Consider the following 16,626-nt stretch of genomic DNA (forward strand, 5'->3'; position numbering starts at 1 on the left):
GAAGGCACAGCTCGCCCGTGCCTGCGGGCAGGTCGTGCTCCCGCTGGAGGAGTATCAGGCCGCGGTCGACGAGCTCAACGTCACGCAACGCGCCGGCCAGAGCGTGCTCCGGGAGTGCCGCCACCGCCGCGGGCACGCGCGACTGGCCCCAGCGGCCGACTCGATAGACTGGCGCGCATGACCTCCGCCCCCGAGCCGACCCCCGATCAGCGCGCCTACACCGTCCGTCGCGCCCCGCGGCTGACCGCGGTGCTCGCGGTGGCGCTCGCGCTCGGCCTGCTGATCGCACTCGTGATTACCACCGCGGTCCACGCCTCCCCCACCCCGCCCGCGGACCCGTACTCCGGCATCCCGCTCTCCTTCTCGGAGACGTTCGGCTTCGCATCGCTGCTGAGCATGCTCGGCACGAGCGTGCTCGGGCTGCTCGTGTGGCTGCTGCTGGACCGCCGCTCCCGGTCGACCGCGCGCACCGTGGTCCTCGAGCGCACCGACGACCCGGCCGTGGCGGACGTCCGCCTGGACCGTGTGGACGCGGGTGCCCCGCCCGCCCGCACCACCCCCACCGAAAGGACCCCCGAGCAGTGATCGCACCGCGCACCCGACGAGGCGACGGCCGCCTGACCGCCGCCCTCGACCCCCAGGACCAGGGGCCGCAGGACGAATGCGGCGTGTTCGGCGTGTGGGCGCCGGGCGAGGAGGTCGCGAAACTGGCCTACTACGGCCTGTACGCCCTCCAGCACCGCGGCCAGGAGTCCGCGGGCATCGCCGTCTCGGACGGCGGGCGCATCGCCGTCTACAAGGACATCGGCCTGGTCTCCCAGGTGTTCGACGAGGCCACCCTGACCGCACTGAGCGGCCACATCGCCGTCGGCCACTGCCGCTACTCCACCACCGGCGTGAACAAGTGGGCCAACGCCCAGCCCACCCTGGGCGCCACCGCCGACGACGGCACGGTCGCCCTGGCGCACAACGGCAACCTCGTGAACTCCGCCGAGCTGCTGCGCATGGTGCACGCCGCGGACGGCCGCCACACCCACGGTGAGATGAAGCAGGGCAACACCACGGACACCGCCCTGGTCACGGCCCTGCTGCACGGCGCCCCCGGGGACCGCCTCGAGGAGACCGCCCTCGAGCTGCTGCCGAAGATCCGCGGCGCCTACTGCTTCGTGTTCATGGACGAGCACACCCTCTACGCCGCCCGCGACCCGCAGGGCGTGCGCCCGCTCGTGCTCGGCCGCCTCGAGCGGGGCTGGGTGGTGGCCTCCGAGCAGTCGGCCCTCGCCACCGTCGGCGCCTCGTTCATCCGTGAGGTCGAGCCCGGCGAGATGATCGCGATCGACGAGGAGGGCATCCGCTCCACCCGCTTCGCCGAGTCCAAGCCGGCCGGCTGCGTGTTCGAGTACGTCTACCTCGCCCGGCCGGACGCCACGATCGCCGGGCGCTCCGTGTACGAGTCCCGCGTGGAGATGGGCCGCCGCCTCGCGCTCGAGCAGCCGGTCGAGGCCGACGTCGTGATCCCCGTGCCCGAGTCCGGCACGCCCGCCGCCGTGGGCTACGCGGACGCCTCGGGCCTGCCGTTCCGCCAGGGGTTCGTGAAGAACGCGTACGTGGGCCGCACCTTCATCCAGCCGTCCCAGACGCTGCGCCAGCTCGGCATCCGCCTCAAGCTCAACGTCGAGTCCACCGTGGTGGCCGGCAAGCGCGTCGTAGTGGTGGACGACTCGATCGTGCGCGGCAACACCCAGCGCGCCGTCGTGCGGATGCTCAAGGAGGCCGGCGCCGCCGAGGTGCACGTGAAGATCTCCTCCCCGCCCGTGAAGTGGCCCTGCTTCTACGGCATCGACTTCGCCACCCGCGCCGAGCTCATCGCCAACGGCGCCGCGGTGGACCAGATCGCCGCATCCATCGGCGCCGACTCGCTGGCCTACATCAGCGAGGAGGGCATGATCGAGGCCACCGGGCAGCCGCGCGAGCGCCTGTGCACCGCCTGCTTCACCGGCGACTACCCGATCCCGCTGGCCGACGAGGGCGAGCGCGGCAAGGGCCTGCTGGAGCCGGTCGCCGTGTCGCCCGCGTCCACCGTGGTGTTGGACGAGGACGGCGAGACCACCACCGTGACCGCCACGGGCTGCGAGCCCGGCCCGGACGCCGACGACGAGAAGCTGCTCACCGAGACGGACAGGACCCCGCTGTGACCCCGAACCAGACCCCCTCCTCCGCCGCCCCGATCACCTACGCCTCGGCCGGCGTCGACGTGGAGGCCGGCGACCGCGCCGTCGAGCTGATGAAGGACGCCGTGAAGGCCACCCACACCCCCGAGGTCATGGGCGGCATCGGCGGCTTCGCCGGCATGTGGGACGCCTCCGCGCTGCTGCAGTACCGCAAGCCGCTGCTGACCACGTCCACGGACGGCGTCGGCACCAAGGTGGCGATCGCGCAGGCGATGGACAAGCACGACACCATCGGCCAGGACCTCGTGGGCATGGTCGTGGACGACATCGTGGTGGTCGGCGCCCAGCCCCTGTTCATGACCGACTACATCGCGTGCGGCAAGGTCGTGCCCGAGCGCATCGCGGACATCGTGCGCGGCGTGGCCGAGGGCTGCCGCCTGGCCGACACCGCGCTCGTGGGCGGCGAGACCGCCGAGCACCCGGGCCTGCTGGCCGCAGACGAGTACGACGTGGCGGGCGCGGCCACCGGCGTGGTCGAGGCGGACATGGTCCTGGGCGCGGAGCGGGTGCAGTCCGGCGACGTCGTGATCGGCATGGCCTCCTCCGGCATCCACTCGAACGGCTACTCGCTCGTGCGCCGCGTGGTGAACGCCGCGGGCTGGTCCCTGGACCGCGAGGTCACCGAGCTCGGCTGCACCCTCGGCGAGGAGCTGCTCGTGCCGACCCGCATCTACTCCCGCGCCTGCCTCGACCTGGTGCAGCGCCTCAACGGCCACGAGGGCGGCTCGGACCTGCCGGTGCGCGCGTTCAGCCACGTGACCGGCGGCGGCCTGGCCGCGAACCTGGCGCGCGTGCTCCCGCAGGGCCTCATGGCGACCGTCGAGCGCGACACCTGGTCCCTGCCGCCCGTGTTCCGCCTGGTGGGCGAGCTCGGCCGCGTTCCGCAGTCCGACCTCGAGCGCACCCTCAACCTCGGCGTGGGCATGGTGGCCGTGGTGGACCCGGAGGTGGCCGCGACGTCGATCTCCGTGCTCGTGGACGCCGGCATCGACGCGTGGGAGATGGGCACCATCGGCGCCCTCACCGACGACGCGGCGGCCGCAGGCCTGAACTTCGTGCAGGGCGCCAAGGGCGTCGACGGCGGCGCCGTGCTGATGCGCGGCCAGTACGCCGCCTGACCCCACGGGGCGTTTTCGTTCGGGAAACGGCGGCCTCCGGGGTGTTTTCGTTCGGGAAACGGCGGTTCACGACGCGAACACCCGCCCGCCGAGCCGGGCCCGGTGCGTCTGCACCTCGGCGACGACGCGCCGGAAGTCGTCCCGTGCGTCGTCCACCGTGGCCCAGATCTGCGTCCAGCCCGCGCGCGCCCATCCCTCGTCTCGCCACGAGTCCACCGCGAGCTGTGCCGGGTCGAGGTGGTGACCGCCGTCGTAGTGGACCACCAAGCGCCACTGCCGCCACCCCAGATCCGCGTCCGGTGACCGGGCCCGGCCCGGGTGCAGCACCAGCTGGAGCTCCGGCTCGGGCAGGCCGGCGTGGAGCAGGGCCAGTCGCAGGGCTGTCTCCTGCGGGGAATCCGCGCCCACCCGCACCAGCTCGAGTGCGGCACGGGCGGTGCGCACTCCCTTGAACCGTCCGGCACGCAGGAGCGCGGACCGCAGGGCCGCCGTCGTGGTCCGTGGTGAGCGACGCCCCTCCGGCGACCACGGCCGATGGATGAGGGCGTCCCCGGCCGCCACGACGGGCTCGAGCATGCCTGGACGAAGCAGCGCGGCCAGATCCGCCCAGGATCGCTCCAGGCTCGTCAGGCGGATCCCGTGGAGGGCTGTGACGTCCGCGGCCGGGACGAGGCGGGCATGCGAGGTGATCTCCGGTCGGACGCTCGCCCCGCGCGGGTGCGGCCGGGACACGTGCACCGTGCCGTCCTCCGCCAGGAACGGCGGCAGCGGCACGCGGTGCAGGAGCAGCGCCGTGAGGTGGGAGGCCACTCCCCCGCTCGCCTCCACGATCGCGGCCGTCTCCTCCGGCGCGAAGGGAGCGGGGGCCTCGACGTAGCCGAGATCCGCCCACGAGCCGAGGTGGTCAGACCGGAGCCGATGGACCCCATGCGTCACGCGCCGCACGTCACCGCCGCGGACCAGTCGCTCCGAAACCCCGGCCGCGCGCAGGTCGCCACGGGTGAACGGCCGGCCGGTCTCGACGATGTCCGATAGGGGCAGGGAAGACGTGGCCATGCCCGTGACGATGGCTCAACCCGGCCTATCCCCCCCGCTCGGGAGCACCCACCGTGGACGACAACGCCGGCGGCGCCACCTGTGCAGGAGTCGTGCGTGGCCCCGGGCCACCCGGTGTCCACACCCCCGGCGCCCGCCGTTTCCCGCACGAAAACGCCCCGGCGCCCGCCGTTTCCCGCACGAAAACGTGGGTGGGGGTCAGAGGCGGGCGTCGAGCCAGGCCAGCGCGTCGGCGACCGGGGCGCGCCAGCGCCAGCGGGCCTTGGCGTCGGCGCGGGTGGGGCCGAGGTTGATCAGCCCCGTCTCATGCCCGGCCCGCTCGGCCCGCAGCACGAACCGGTAGCCGCTCATCACGGCCAGCGAGGTGCCGACGGCGAGCACCGTGCCGCCGTCGTCGGCCATCGCCTCCGCGGCCGCGCGCCGCGCCGGGGGCACGGACTCGCCGAAGTACACGACGTCCGGCTTGAGCTTCACGGAGCCGCACACCCGGCAGCCGACCATCGTGAACTCCTCCACCCAGTGCTGGTCGAGGGAGACGTCCCCGTCGGGGTTCACGGCGTCCGGGTCGATCGCCACGCGCTCGAGGTAGCCCGGGTTGGCGGCCTCGAGCCGCAGGTCCAGGTCACGGCGGGACTCGGTGGCCCCGCAGTTCAGGCAGGCCACGCGCGCCAGGTCCCCGTGGAGCTCGATCAGCCGGTCCTCCGGCATCCCCGCCGCGCGTCCGGCCTCGGCGTGCAGCCCGTCCACGTTCTGGGTCAGGACGCCGGCGATCCGCCCCTCGGCCGCCCAGCGCGCGAGGATGCGGTGCGCCTCGTTCGGGCGGGCCTGGTCCATGCGGCGCCAGCCCACGAACGAGCGCGCCCAGTAGCGGTGGCGGGCGGCCGGGTCGTCCCGGAACTCCTGGTACGTCATCGGCCGGTGGCGGTGCAGGGACCCGTTCGGCCCCCGGTAGTCCGGGATGCCGGAGTCCGTGGACACGCCGGCCCCGGTGATCACGAGCGGGCGGGACTCCTCCATCAGACGCAGCAGACCTCGAGACGCCGTCTCGGGGTCCTGCAGCGGTGCTGTCTCATCCACCACCCTGGCGATCGACCGCAGGGCGGCCTGATGCCCGTCCAGGGCCGGATGCCGTGCGGGCGTCATCGCGCCCGCGCGTCGTCGTCCTCGTCCTCCGCGTAGAGGTCCGCGTACGGATCCTCGTACTCGGGCTCCTGGTCCTGCTCCGGGCCGCGCGTGCGTCCGCCCGTGAGCTCTCGCTCCAGTGCCGAGAGGTCTGTTCCGGGAGAGAAGTACTTCATCTCCCGTGCCTGCTTCGTGGCCTTCGCCTTCTGACGGCCGCGCCCCATGAGCGTGACCCCCTTCGCATCTCTCGCCGCCTCGGATCTGTGGCGCACAGGGGCCCGCCGAGGTCTTCACTGGTCAATATGGTTCGTGCGGACAAGGATACATGACCCGCCGGACGGCCTGTGGACGACGACGACCGGCCCGGTCCGGCGGGGCGTGCGGCGGCGCCGGGTGCGGCGCGGGCGGCCGCAGCACGGGCGGCACCCGGCTGGACAGGCGTGACACACACCCTGCACGGTCGCTGGACGATGGGCTATGTTGCGTACGTCACATACGCCCCCCACGATGAGGATGCCCATGCGCCGCACCCCCACCCTGCTGGCCGCCGCCACCCTGGCCGCCACGCTGACCGCCGCCCCCGTCTCACTCGCCGCCCCGGCCGCCCCGGCCGCCCCGGCAAAGGCCCCCATGGGCACCACGCAGACCGCCGACCGTGGCCTGGGCCCCGGGCAGAACCGCGCCGGCGGCAACCCGAACTCCCCGAAGAAGCTGGTCCGCTCCATCTCCTCGGACCACCTCCGCCAGGACATCACGGCGTTCGCGGCCATCGCGGACGAGCACGGAAACCGCGCCGCGGGCACGCCGGGCTTCCAGGCCTCGCTCGACTACGCCGTGGGCGAGCTCGAGGAGGCCGGCTACGACGTCGAGCTCCAGGAGTTCGAGATCACCTACACCGAGACCCTGCGGGACCGGCTTCAGCAAACCGGACCCGTCCAGCGCGACCTCGAGCACACCGTCTTCACGTCCTCGCCGTCGGCGCAGGTCACCGACGCCCCGCTCGCCGCCCCCGCCGGCGCCGCCACCGGCTGCGCCGACGCGGACTGGGCCGGCGCGGACCTGACCGGCAGCGTCGCCCTGGTCTCCCGGGGCGACTGCACCTTCGCCCAGAAGTCCCAGGTCGCGGCCGCCTCGGGCGCCGAGGCCGTCATCATCTACAACAACGCCGAGGGCGCACTGAACGGCACCCTGGGCGCCGCGCCGGGCGACGTCGTCGGGACCGTGGGCGTGACCCGCGAGCTGGGCGCCGACCTGCTGGCCCAGACCCGCGCCGGCGGCGCCACCGTCACCCTGGACCTCGAGCAGCTTGTGGAGCAGCGGCCCACCTGGAACGTGCTGGCGGAGACGCGCACGGGCAGCGACGACGACGTCGTGATGCTCGGCGCCCACCTGGACGGCGTGCCGGAGGGCCCGGGCATCCACGACAACGCCTCGGGCGTCGCGGCGACCCTCGAGGTCGCACGCCAGGCCGCCAAGGCCAACAAGGCCGAGAGCAAGGTCCGCTTCGCCCTGTGGGGCGCCGAGGAGATCGGCCTGCTGGGCTCGCACCACTACGTGGACACCCTGACCGCCGCGGAGCGCGAGGACATCATCCTCTACACCAACCTGGACATGGTGGCCCCGCTGGACCACCAGAACACGCTCGGCGTGCTCACGGCCGACTGGTCGATCGGTGCTGAGTCCCTGCTCGGCGCGCAGCTCGACCGCGACGGCCACGGGCACCAGCCCGAGGGCAGCAACGGCCGCTCGGACTACGCGCCGTTCGTGGACGCGGGCATCGCCTCGACGGGCCTGCTCTCGATCCGCGACGACAACTACCACACGCCCCAGGACGACATCGACAACGTCTCCATCACCACGCTGACCCACACGGCCCGCGCGGTGGCGAACCTGATCGGCACCCTCCAGCAGGACGCCGACGCCCTCGGCACCCGCTGACCCGAGGCGTCCGCCCGTCTCGCAGATGCCGTCGGGGGCGGTTTCGGGTGGTATCCAGGCCGGATACCACCCGAAACCGCCCCCGACGCGCCAGAGGGAGGAGGAACACGGTCCGTCGGTCCCGGCGTCAGCCCTTCCGGGTCACGGTGAGGCCGTTCTCGCCCTCGACACGGTCCACGACCACGGTGTCCCCGTCCGCGATCTCCCCGGCGAGGATGCCGCGGGCCAGGCGGTCGCCGATCTCGCGCTGCACCAGGCGGCGCAGGGGCCGGGCGCCGTAGGCCGGGTCGAACCCGGTCGCGGCGAGCCACGCCTTGGCGGCGTCGGACACCTCGAGGGTGAGGCGGCGGTCCGTCAGGCGCGCCTGCAGGGACTCGACCTGCAGGTCCACGATCCGCGTCAGCTCGGCCACGGTGAGCGCGTCGAACTGCACGATCTCGTCCAGGCGGTTGAGGAACTCGGGCTTGAACGCCCCGCGCACCACGGACATCACGGACTCGCGCTTGGCGGCCTCGTCCAGGGTCGGGTCCACGAGGAACTGCGAGCCCAGGTTCGAGGTGAGGATCAGGATCACGTTGCGGAAGTCCACGGTGCGGCCCTGGCCGTCGGTGAGGCGGCCGTCGTCGAGCACCTGGAGCAGGATGTCGAAGACCTCGGGGTGGGCCTTCTCCACCTCGTCCAGCAGCACCACCGAGTACGGGCGACGCCGCACGGCCTCCGTGAGCTGGCCGCCCTCGTCGTAGCCGACGTAGCCCGGAGGGGCGCCGACCAGGCGGGAGACGGAGTGCTTCTCCGCGTACTCGGACATGTCGATCCGCACCATGGCGCGCTCGTCGTCGAAGAGGAACTCCGCGAGCGCCTTGGCCAGCTCGGTCTTGCCCACGCCCGTGGGGCCCAGGAACAGGAACGAGCCCGTGGGCCGGTTCGGGTCCGCGATGCCGGCCCGCGAGCGGCGCACCGCGTCCGCGACGGCGACGACGGCGTCCCGCTGCCCGATCAGCCGCTCGCCGAGGTGCTCCTCCATGGTGAGCAGCTTCTCGGACTCGGCGGTGAGCATGCGCCCGGCGGGGATGCCGGTCCAGGCGGAGACCACCTCGGCGATGTCGTCCGCCGTGACCTCCTCGGAGACCATCGGCTCGGTGGCCGAGCGGTCGGCCTCGCGGGCGGCGCGGTCCGCCTCCTCGAGCTGCTTCTCCAGCGCGGGGATCTCGCCGTACAGCAGGCGGGAGGCCTCGGCGAGGTCGCCGTCGCGTTGGGCCTTCTCGGCGAGCGAACGCAGTTCGTCCACCTTGGCGCGCAGGTCGCCGGCCTGGTTGAGGGTGGCCTTCTCCGCGTCCCAGCGGGCGGTGAGGGCGGTGAGCTCCTCCTCGCGGTCCGCCTTCTCCGCGCGCAGGGCGTCGAGCCGCTCGATGGACGCGGGGTCCGTCTCGCCTTCGAGGGCGAGCTCCTCCATGGTCAGGCGGTCCACCTGGCGGCGCAGGACGTCGATCTCCTCCGGGGCGGAGTCGATCTCCATGCGCAGGCGTGAGGCGGCCTCGTCCACGAGGTCGATGGCCTTGTCCGGCAGCTGGCGGCCGGTGATGTACCGGTGGGACAGCGTGGCCGCGGCCACGAGCGCGGAGTCGGCGATGGCCACCTTGTGGTGGGCCTCGTAGCGCTCCTTGAGCCCGCGCAGGATGGCGATCGTGTCGTCCACGCTGGGCTCGCCCACGAAGACCTGCTGGAAGCGGCGCTCCAGGGCGGGGTCCTTCTCGATGTTCTCGCGGTACTCGTCCAAGGTGGTCGCGCCGATCAGGCGCAGCTCGCCGCGGGCCAGCATGGGCTTGAGCATGTTGCCGGCGTCCATGGCGCCCTCGGACGCGCCCGCGCCCACGACGGTGTGGATCTCGTCGATGAACGTGACGACCTGCCCCTCGGCGGCCTTGATCTCCTCGAGGACGGCCTTCAGGCGCTCCTCGAACTCGCCGCGGTACTTGGCGCCGGCGACCATGGCGCCCAGGTCCAGGCTGATCAGCGTCTTGCCGCGCAGGGACTCGGGGACGTCCCCGGCCACCATCCGCTGGGCCAGGCCCTCGACGACGGCGGTCTTGCCGACGCCGGGCTCGCCGATGAGCACGGGGTTGTTCTTGGTGCGGCGCGAGAGCACCTGCACCACACGGCGGATCTCGGCGTCGCGGCCGATCACCGGGTCGAGCTTGCCGGAGCGGGCGATCTCGGTGAGGTCCGTGCCGTACTTCTCCAGGGACTGGAAGGTGGTCTCCGGGTCCTGGGTGGTGACGCGGGAGTCGCCGCGCACCAGGGTCAGGGCGGCGGCGAGCGCCTCGAGGCTCGCCCCGTTCGAGCGCAGTGCCTCACCGGCCTCGCCGGAGTCCGCTGCCACGCCGAGCAGCAGGTGCTCGGTGGAGACGAACTCGTCCGAGCGCTGCTCGGCCTGGGTGCGCGCGTTCTGCACGACCTGCAGGGCGGCGCGCGAGAACTGGGGCTGGGCCACCGTGCTGCCCTGGGTGGAGGGCAGGCGTCGGATGGCCGAGGAGGCCGCCGTGGAGACGGCGTCGGGGTCGGCCCCGGCGGCCTTCAGGACGGCCACGGCGACGGACTCCCGCTGGTCCATCAGGGCCTTCAGCAGGTGGGCCGGCTCGACCTGGGGGTTGCCGGCGGTGGAGGCGTTCATGGCCGCAGCCGAGAGCGCCTCCTGGCTCTTGGTGGTGAACTTGGCATCCATGGACTATTGGCTCCTTCTCTCCCGTGTCCCGGGGTGTCGGACAACCGTCGACCGCGGGCCGTTCCCGCCGCAGACGAAGTTGAGTCTATATAGCTCAACCCTCCACGCACCAGGGCTATTCCCCCTCGCGCCGGTACGTTGGTGCCATGGCCGGCTCCACAGCGGCGCCCCGGCGCCTCCGCACGTACACCCGACCGCGGGTGTCCCTGCTGTACGTCCTGCGCCGCACCCTGCACCGGCTCTTCGAGCTGCAGGTCTGGGATGTGGCCGCCGCCATGACCTTCTTCGGGGCGCTGTCCCTGCTGCCCACCGTCATCGCCCTGCTCTCCGTGGTCTCGCTGCTGGGCGTCGAGGAGGAGACCGTGGACGCCGCGGCCCACCTGGCCGCCGAGATCTGGCCGTCGCTGACGCCCGACGTCGTCCGCGAATGGATCCTGACCCTCGGCTCGGCCGGGCCCGGCACCGGCGCCGTCGTCCTCGGGGCCGTCGGCACCGTGGTGTCCGCTTCGGGCGCCGTCGGCGCGTTCCACCGGGCCATGCACCGCATCCACGACACCCGCGAGGGCCGGCCCTTCCTCCACTTCCGCCTCGTGGTCTTCGTCGAGACCCTCGCCCTCATGCTCGGCGCCGTGCTGATCACGATCCTGGTGGTCGTCGGCGGTGACCTCTCCCTGCGCCTCGGCCAGGCCGTCGGCCTGCCGGAGGAGACGGTCCAGACGTGGAACGTGGTGAAGTGGCCGGTCATCCTCGTGGTGATCGCCCTGATCGTGACCCTCGCCTACCGCCTGGGGCCCAACGTCCGGCAGCCCCGCTACCGCCCGCTCTCGCTCGGCGCCGTGGCCGTGGTGGTCCTGCTCTTCGGCGCCACCGTGGCCCTGGGCTGGATCACGGACCGGTTCGGCCAGTTCGCCGTGGTCGGGCGGATCAACTCCGCGATCGGCGTGCTCGCCCTCGCGTGGGTGGCGTGCATCGTGCTGTTGGCCGGGGCCGCCTTCGACGCGGAGGTGCTGCGTGCCCGCCAGCTGGCCGTCGGCATCGACGCCTCCGTCGAGATCCAGCTGGCGACGCGGCACACCGCGGTGCTCGAGGCCTCCGAACGGTACGAGGCCCGCAACCGCCGCCTGGCCCGGCTCGTGGCCGACGCCGTGCGCGCCGGCGAGGACCTCACGATCGAGGCCACACCCCTGCTCTCCGAGGAGGGGCGCCTCCTTGCGGTGGAGTCGGGGCGGCGGGACCCGGAGGACGTCAGCTCGGGCAGCCCGTTCCACGCGGACCCGGTGTCCCACGACGGCGCCCGCCTCGAGCCGACGCCCCGGCCCGACGACTGACGGATCAGCGCTCCCGGGCCTCGAACGCCTCGACCTGGGCACGCAGCGTCTCGGCCGCGATCTCCTCGTCGAGGCCCACCATGCCGAGGTACACGAGCTCGTCCCCGTCCGTGACGCCGCCGACGGTCATGGTGAACAGGGCCGTGTCCATGCCCGAGTTGCCCAGGGCGATGTGGGCCGCGTCCGGCACGCCGGGCACCTTCGTGAAGGCCGCCTCGACGCCGTCCGGGTCGCCGAACGTGCCGCACGTGTCGGCCAGCTTGCCGAAGGGCGCCAGCAGATCGGTGCCGTCGTCGGTGACCGCGACCATGCCGAACGCCCCGGCCTGGGAACCGGCCAGGCCGGTGACGGCGGCCGGGTCCACCTCGTACTGGGCCAGCGCACCGCCGAGCCCGGGCGCCTGCTGCGTATTGATCTGCTCGATGAGGTCCGCGCAGGCGCCCGTGGGGGTGACGCCCGTCAGGCTCAGGCTGGTGCTGATCGGCTCGCCGCCGCCGGCCTGGGTCTCCATGCCCGTGAACACGCCGCCGGGCGCGGTCTCCGGGGTGAGCAGGACGTCCTCGAGCGCCTCCACGCGCTCCTCCTGCTCGTCCGTGAGGTCCGAGCCGGCCCCCGTCGGGGCGGACTTGGACGCGTCGGCCGAGGAGGACGAGGCCTCGCCGCCTCCCCCGGCACAGCCGACGAGCGCGAGGGCGCCCACCGCGAGCAGGGACAGGGTGGCGGCGGGGCGGGCGGGGGCGGGGGTGCGGAGGATGAGAGACCTCTCAGACCGGGTGACGACGATGTACCCAGCCTGACAATCCCCACAGCGCGAGGCCAGCCTTCGTCTGCTGAGGCGGGCCGCGGCAGGGCCACCGGTCGATCGGCTCGCTCCGCGGCGACGAGTCGTCTCCCGGCGCCCGCGACGGCCCCCGACGCACTACGATGACCTCCAATCACGGCGGAACACGTCACTCTGCCGGCTCCCTCCGACCCGCACGCCCGTCCTCCCGACGGCGGCACAGAAGGCCCTCCATGACCCGCATCCACTCCCGCCTCCTCGGCGCCGTGGGGCTCACCGCGTCGGCGGCGCTGCTCACCGGCTGCGCCGTCCTCGGCGGCGACGCCGGATCCGCCGGCATCGTGTCCGACGACGACCTGAGCACCTCGTACGGCCTCGTCCAGCCCGGCGTCCTGACGGTCTGCTCGGACGTCCCCTACCCGCCCTTCGAGTTCGAGGAGAACGGTGAGCTGACCGGCTACGACATCCAGCTGGTCGAGGCGGTGGCGGAGAAGCTGGGCCTCGGGGTGAACGTGATCGACTCCTCCTTCGAGGCCATCGAGTCGGGTGCCTCGCTCACCGGCTGCGACGTGAACGCCTCGTCGATCTCCATCACCGAGGCCCGTCAGCGCGTCATGGCCTTCACCCTCCCCTACCTCGACGACGACCTCGTCCTGGTCGCGAAGAAGGGCTCCGGCATCACCGACGTCGACTCCGCGAAGGGCCGCCGGATCGGCGTGCAGGCCGCGACCACCGGCGACGAATACGCCCAGCAGAACGGCCTGAGCCCCGTGCAGTTCGAGGACGGCGGCATGCAGGTCCAGGCCCTGCAGGCCGGCACCGTGGACGCCGCCCTGGGCAACCAGTCCGTGTTGCTCTACTCCCTCAAGGACGACGATCGCTTCGAGGTGGTCGAGTCGCTGCCCACGGGCGAGCAGCTCGGCATGGCGGTCGGCCCGCAGAAGGCGCAGCTCGGCTCCGCCGTGAACCGCGCGCTGCAGGAGCTGCGCAACGACGGCACCGTGGCCGAGCTCCAGGAGCGCTGGTTCGGTCAGGCACAGGAGGACTACCGATGAGCACGCAGGCCCCCGTCTCGCCGGCACCGGCCATGAAGCCCGGCCGCGCGCGCCGCCGTCGTCGGCTGTCCCTGATCATCCAGGCGGCCGTCTTCGTCCTCGCCCTCGTCGTCCTGGCCGTCCTCATCGACTGGGGCGCGCTCGCCGAGAACGTCCTGAACTTCCCCGCCGTGGCCCCGATGTTCCCCAACGTGATCCTCGTGGGGCTGGGCAACACGCTGTTCTACACGGTCACCTCGTTCGTCGTCGGCCTGCTGGGCGGCATCGTGCTCGCGCTCATGCGCCTGAGCTCGTTCGGCCCGTACCGGTGGCTGGCCACCGCCTACGTCGAGTTCTTCCGCGGCGTCCCCGCGCTGCTGGTGTTCCTCGCCTTCGGCTACGGGGTGCCCTTCGCGTTCGGGGTGTCCTGGCCGATCCCCGTCGTCGTGATGGTGGCCCTGGGCATGGTCTCGGCCGCGTACATCGCCGAGACCCTGCGCGCCGGCCTGCAGGCCGTGCCCCGCGGCCAGATGGAGGCGGCCCGGTCCCTCGGCATGCCGACGTGGCGGGCCATGGTCACCATCGTGATCCCCCAGGCGTTCCGCATCGTGCTGCCGCCGCTCACCAATGAGGTCATCCTCCTGACCAAGGACTCCTCGCTGGTCTACGTGCTCGGCCTGGCCGCGCACGAGTACGAGCTCACCAAGTTCGGTCGCGACGGCATCTCCGCCCTCGACGCCGGCATGACGCCGATCCTTGTGGCCGGCCTGTTCTACCTCGTGATCACCGTGCCGCTGTCCCTGCTGGCCCGCCGGTTCGAGACCCGTTCGACCAAGAAGGGGCACTGAGATGGCCCAGCAGAACCCCATCACCGGATCCTTCGGCGCGGTGGCCGCCGCGGACGCCGCCGGCGTGCACGTGGCCGGCCTCAACAAGTCCTTCGGCGCCAACCACGTGCTGCGCGGCATCGACCTCGACGTCGCCCCCGGCGAGGTCGTGTGCCTGATCGGCCCGTCCGGCTCGGGCAAGTCCACCCTCCTGCGCTGCGTGAACCTGCTGGAGAAGCCCGACTCGGGCGTCGTCACGGTCGGTGAGTTCACGGTCACGGACGAGGACGTGGACCTGGACGTGCTGCGCCGCCACGTGGGCATGGTGTTCCAGCAGTTCAACCTGTTCCCGCACCTGTCCGTGCTGGAGAACTGCACCGTGGCCCAGCTCAAGGTGCTCAAGCGGGGCAAGGCCGAGGCGGTGGACATCGCCCGTCGGCAGCTGGCCCGCGTGGGCCTGGCCGAGCTCGAGGACCGCTACCCGGACCAGCTCTCCGGCGGTCAGCAGCAGCGCGTGGCGATCGCCCGTGCGCTGGCCATGGACCCGCAGCTGATGCTCTTCGACGAGCCCACCTCGGCCCTCGACCCCGAGACCGTCGGCGACGTCCTGGCGATCATGCGTCAGCTGGCCCGCGACGGCATGACCATGCTCGTGGTCACCCACGAGATGGGCTTCGCCCGCGAGGTGGCCGACCGGGTCGTGTTCATGGACGGCGGCGTCGTGGTGGAGGCCGGCCCGGCCGCCGCGGTGATCTCCGATCCCCAGCAGCCGCGCACCCAGGACTTCCTGCGCCGCGTGCTGCACCCCACCGAGATCGATCTCTGAGCCTGCCCGCCCGCCGTGCCCCGGTGGGCGGGCGCATGCGTGAGGGGCCCCGCCTGGACCGTGGTCCGGGCGGGGCCCCTCAGGCATGCGGCGGGGGCGTCAGGCCTTCTTGCGCAGCTTCTTCAGCTCGTCACGGGCCTCGCGCAGCGCGGCGACCTGCTCCTCACGGGCGGCGTGGATCGCGGCGACCTTCTCGTCCTGGGCGTCGCGGATGGCCTGCACCTTGGCGTCGCGGGCGCCCTCGATGCGGGCGGCGCGCTTCTTGGCGGCCTTGCGGCGCTTGCCGGGGCGGTTGGCTACGGAGTCGGCGGCGATGGCCAGGCCGGAGCCGACCAGGAAGATGTCCTTGGCGACGCCGGTGCCCTCCTGGGACGGACGCACACCGTCGGCCTCGGTCATCTCCGGGGTGTTCAGGTACATCGAGAACAGGCCGCCGGAGAACGCGGTCAGGGCGGAGCCGGCGAGCCAGCCCGGGACGAACGGGGCCAGCAGGGCCGAGCCCACGCCGATCTCCGTGGTCACGAGGAACTTCTTGAACTGCTCCGGCGACAGGTTGGCCAGCGCGGGCAGGCCGCGGGCGCCCATGTCGCGCAGGCCCTGGGCCTGCTCCGCGGAGATGCCGCGCTTGTTCAGGCCGGAGTTCAGGATGAACGCGCCGGAGGCCAGGCGCAGCGGAATCTGGACGATGCTCATGGAGTCTTCCTTCCAGTAGGGCCCGCGGCACGCACGTGGAGTGGGGTGTGGCGCGAACGGTCGGTGAGCGGTCTGCACCTCCGACAGTACCAACGGCAGCCCGCTCCCGCCCGCCCGGAGGCGCGGCTGTGCGCGCAGAGCGGACGACGTCGGCGCCTCCACCACGTCGCGGAGGCGGTCGATGATGGACAATGGGGCGCATGCTCCCCCTCGTCGCACCCCTGACCGTGGCCGCCGCCGCGCCCACCGACTACGGCTGGCTCGGCAACATCGTCGTGGACATCATGGAGGCGGTCGGCCCGATCGGCGTCGGCCTGGCCGTCTTCGCGGAGAACATCTTCCCGCCCATCCCGTCCGAGGTGATCCTGCCCCTGGCAGGCTTCACCGCGGCCGGCGGCGCCTTCAGCCCGCATGCCGCGCTGGTCTGGGCGACGGTCGGCTCGATCGTCGGAGCGCTGGCCCTCTACGGCCTCGGCGCGTGGCTCGGCCGCCACCGCATGTACCGCCTCGCGGACCGCATGCCGCTGGTGGACATGGAGGACGTGGCCAAGACCGAGCGCTGGTTCATCCGATACGGCTACTGGACCGTGTTCCTGGGCCGCATGGTCCCCGTGTTCCGCTCCCTGATCTCCATCCCCGCGGGCATCGAGCGGATGAACCTCGCGAAGTTCACCCTGTTCACGGCGCTGGGCTCCCTGATCTGGAACGCGATCTTCGTCTACGGCGGCTACGCGCTCGGGGAGCGGTTCCACGTCGTCTCCGAGTACGCGGACGTCTTCTCCAACATCGTCCTGGTCCTGATCCTGGCCTTCCTCGCGATCTGGGTGGTCCTGCGCCTGCGCCGTGACGCCCGCCGCCGGAACGACCCGGACTGGCGCCCGCCGACCGCGGATGAGATGGCCGCCCGCGTCGAGGCCATCCTGGAGTCCTCCGACCACCGGAAGTGAATC

15 protein-coding genes are annotated in these 16,626 nt (G+C 72.6%); 9 read left to right on the forward strand and 6 right to left on the reverse strand.

Going from position 1 to position 16,626, the window contains the following annotated elements; all coding sequences use genetic code 11:
• The first annotated feature begins 177 nt into the window (after positions 1-177).
• Genes B1A86_RS09245 through purM form a run of 3 tightly spaced genes read left to right on the forward strand, consistent with a single transcriptional unit; the run spans position 178 to position 3,349 of the window.
• Complete coding sequence (locus B1A86_RS09245; protein WP_044658862.1) at positions 178-585, forward strand: hypothetical protein; 408 nt, start codon at positions 178-180, stop codon at positions 583-585.
• A complete protein-coding gene (purF, locus tag B1A86_RS09250; RefSeq protein WP_078026134.1) occupies positions 582-2,195 on the forward strand; it encodes an amidophosphoribosyltransferase in 1,614 nt (537 codons plus the stop codon). Before B1A86_RS09245 ends, purF begins: the two co-directional genes overlap by 4 nt.
• Positions 2,192-3,349 (forward strand): phosphoribosylformylglycinamidine cyclo-ligase, encoded by a 1,158-nt coding sequence (gene purM, locus B1A86_RS09255; RefSeq protein WP_078026133.1) that lies wholly within the window; start codon positions 2,192-2,194, stop codon positions 3,347-3,349. The genes purF and purM overlap by 4 nt, the downstream gene beginning before the upstream one ends.
• Before the next feature lie 66 nt (positions 3,350-3,415).
• Here the strand turns inward: purM and B1A86_RS09260 are convergent, their stop codons facing one another.
• The 3 genes from B1A86_RS09260 to B1A86_RS09270 form a co-directional block, all read right to left on the reverse strand.
• Positions 3,416-4,405 (reverse strand): hypothetical protein, encoded by a 990-nt coding sequence (locus B1A86_RS09260; RefSeq protein ID WP_078026132.1) that lies wholly within the window; start codon positions 4,403-4,405, stop codon positions 3,416-3,418.
• A gap of 198 nt (positions 4,406-4,603) precedes the next feature.
• The gene (locus B1A86_RS09265) at positions 4,604-5,548 is read right to left on the reverse strand and encodes a Sir2 family NAD-dependent protein deacetylase (protein WP_036314243.1); all 945 of its coding nucleotides are present in this window, start codon (positions 5,546-5,548) and stop codon (positions 4,604-4,606) included.
• Entirely contained in the window at positions 5,545-5,751 is a 207-nt protein-coding gene (locus B1A86_RS09270) for a DUF3073 domain-containing protein (RefSeq protein WP_036314242.1), read from the reverse strand. Before B1A86_RS09270 ends, B1A86_RS09265 begins: the two co-directional genes overlap by 4 nt.
• A 295-nt stretch (positions 5,752-6,046) precedes the next feature.
• Between B1A86_RS09270 and B1A86_RS09275 the strand changes: the two genes are divergently transcribed.
• On the forward strand, positions 6,047-7,465 hold the full coding sequence (locus B1A86_RS09275) for a M20/M25/M40 family metallo-hydrolase (protein WP_246836817.1): 1,419 nt from the start codon (positions 6,047-6,049) through the stop codon (positions 7,463-7,465).
• A 127-nt stretch (positions 7,466-7,592) separates the two neighbouring features.
• Here the strand turns inward: B1A86_RS09275 and clpB are convergent, their stop codons facing one another.
• Positions 7,593-10,187, reverse strand: a complete 2,595-nt coding sequence (clpB, locus tag B1A86_RS09280) for an ATP-dependent chaperone ClpB (protein ID WP_070709419.1) — start codon at positions 10,185-10,187, stop codon at positions 7,593-7,595.
• 146 nt (positions 10,188-10,333) lie between these two features.
• On the opposite strand from clpB, the gene B1A86_RS09285 reads away from it, so the two are divergent.
• Positions 10,334-11,515 carry a YihY/virulence factor BrkB family protein gene (locus B1A86_RS09285; protein WP_078026130.1) on the forward strand — a complete coding sequence of 394 codons (1,182 nt, stop codon included), beginning with the start codon at positions 10,334-10,336 and terminating at the stop codon, positions 11,513-11,515.
• Between the two features lie 4 nt (positions 11,516-11,519).
• Here the strand turns inward: B1A86_RS09285 and B1A86_RS09290 are convergent, their stop codons facing one another.
• Complete coding sequence (locus tag B1A86_RS09290; RefSeq protein ID WP_246836818.1) at positions 11,520-12,215, reverse strand: hypothetical protein; 696 nt, start codon at positions 12,213-12,215, stop codon at positions 11,520-11,522.
• A gap of 314 nt (positions 12,216-12,529) precedes the next feature.
• Between B1A86_RS09290 and B1A86_RS09295 the strand changes: the two genes are divergently transcribed.
• From B1A86_RS09295 to B1A86_RS09305, 3 genes are read left to right on the forward strand one after another with little or no spacing between them, the layout of a single operon-like run.
• Positions 12,530-13,351 (forward strand): ABC transporter substrate-binding protein, encoded by an 822-nt coding sequence (locus B1A86_RS09295; RefSeq protein ID WP_078026129.1) that lies wholly within the window; start codon positions 12,530-12,532, stop codon positions 13,349-13,351.
• Positions 13,348-14,178: an amino acid ABC transporter permease gene (locus B1A86_RS09300; protein ID WP_078026128.1), complete on the forward strand. Its 831-nt coding sequence runs from the start codon at positions 13,348-13,350 to the stop codon at positions 14,176-14,178. The genes B1A86_RS09295 and B1A86_RS09300 overlap by 4 nt, the downstream gene beginning before the upstream one ends.
• Position 14,179: 1 nt before the next feature.
• Positions 14,180-14,983, forward strand: coding sequence for an amino acid ABC transporter ATP-binding protein (locus B1A86_RS09305; RefSeq protein ID WP_049148021.1), 804 nt, complete (start codon positions 14,180-14,182; stop codon positions 14,981-14,983).
• Positions 14,984-15,082: 99 nt separating this feature from the next.
• Here B1A86_RS09305 and B1A86_RS09310 read toward each other — a convergent pair whose 3' ends face one another.
• On the reverse strand, positions 15,083-15,676 hold the full coding sequence (locus tag B1A86_RS09310) for a hypothetical protein (RefSeq protein ID WP_078026127.1): 594 nt from the start codon (positions 15,674-15,676) through the stop codon (positions 15,083-15,085).
• Positions 15,677-15,876: 200 nt separating this feature from the next.
• On the opposite strand from B1A86_RS09310, the gene B1A86_RS09315 reads away from it, so the two are divergent.
• The gene (locus tag B1A86_RS09315) at positions 15,877-16,623 is read left to right on the forward strand and encodes a DedA family protein (RefSeq protein WP_036382290.1); all 747 of its coding nucleotides are present in this window, start codon (positions 15,877-15,879) and stop codon (positions 16,621-16,623) included.
• Positions 16,624-16,626 lie beyond the last annotated feature (3 nt).

It is taken from the genome of Micrococcus sp. KBS0714 (genome assembly GCF_002008305.4).
In the GTDB taxonomy this organism is placed as follows: Bacteria; Actinomycetota; Actinomycetes; order Actinomycetales; family Micrococcaceae; genus Micrococcus; species Micrococcus luteus.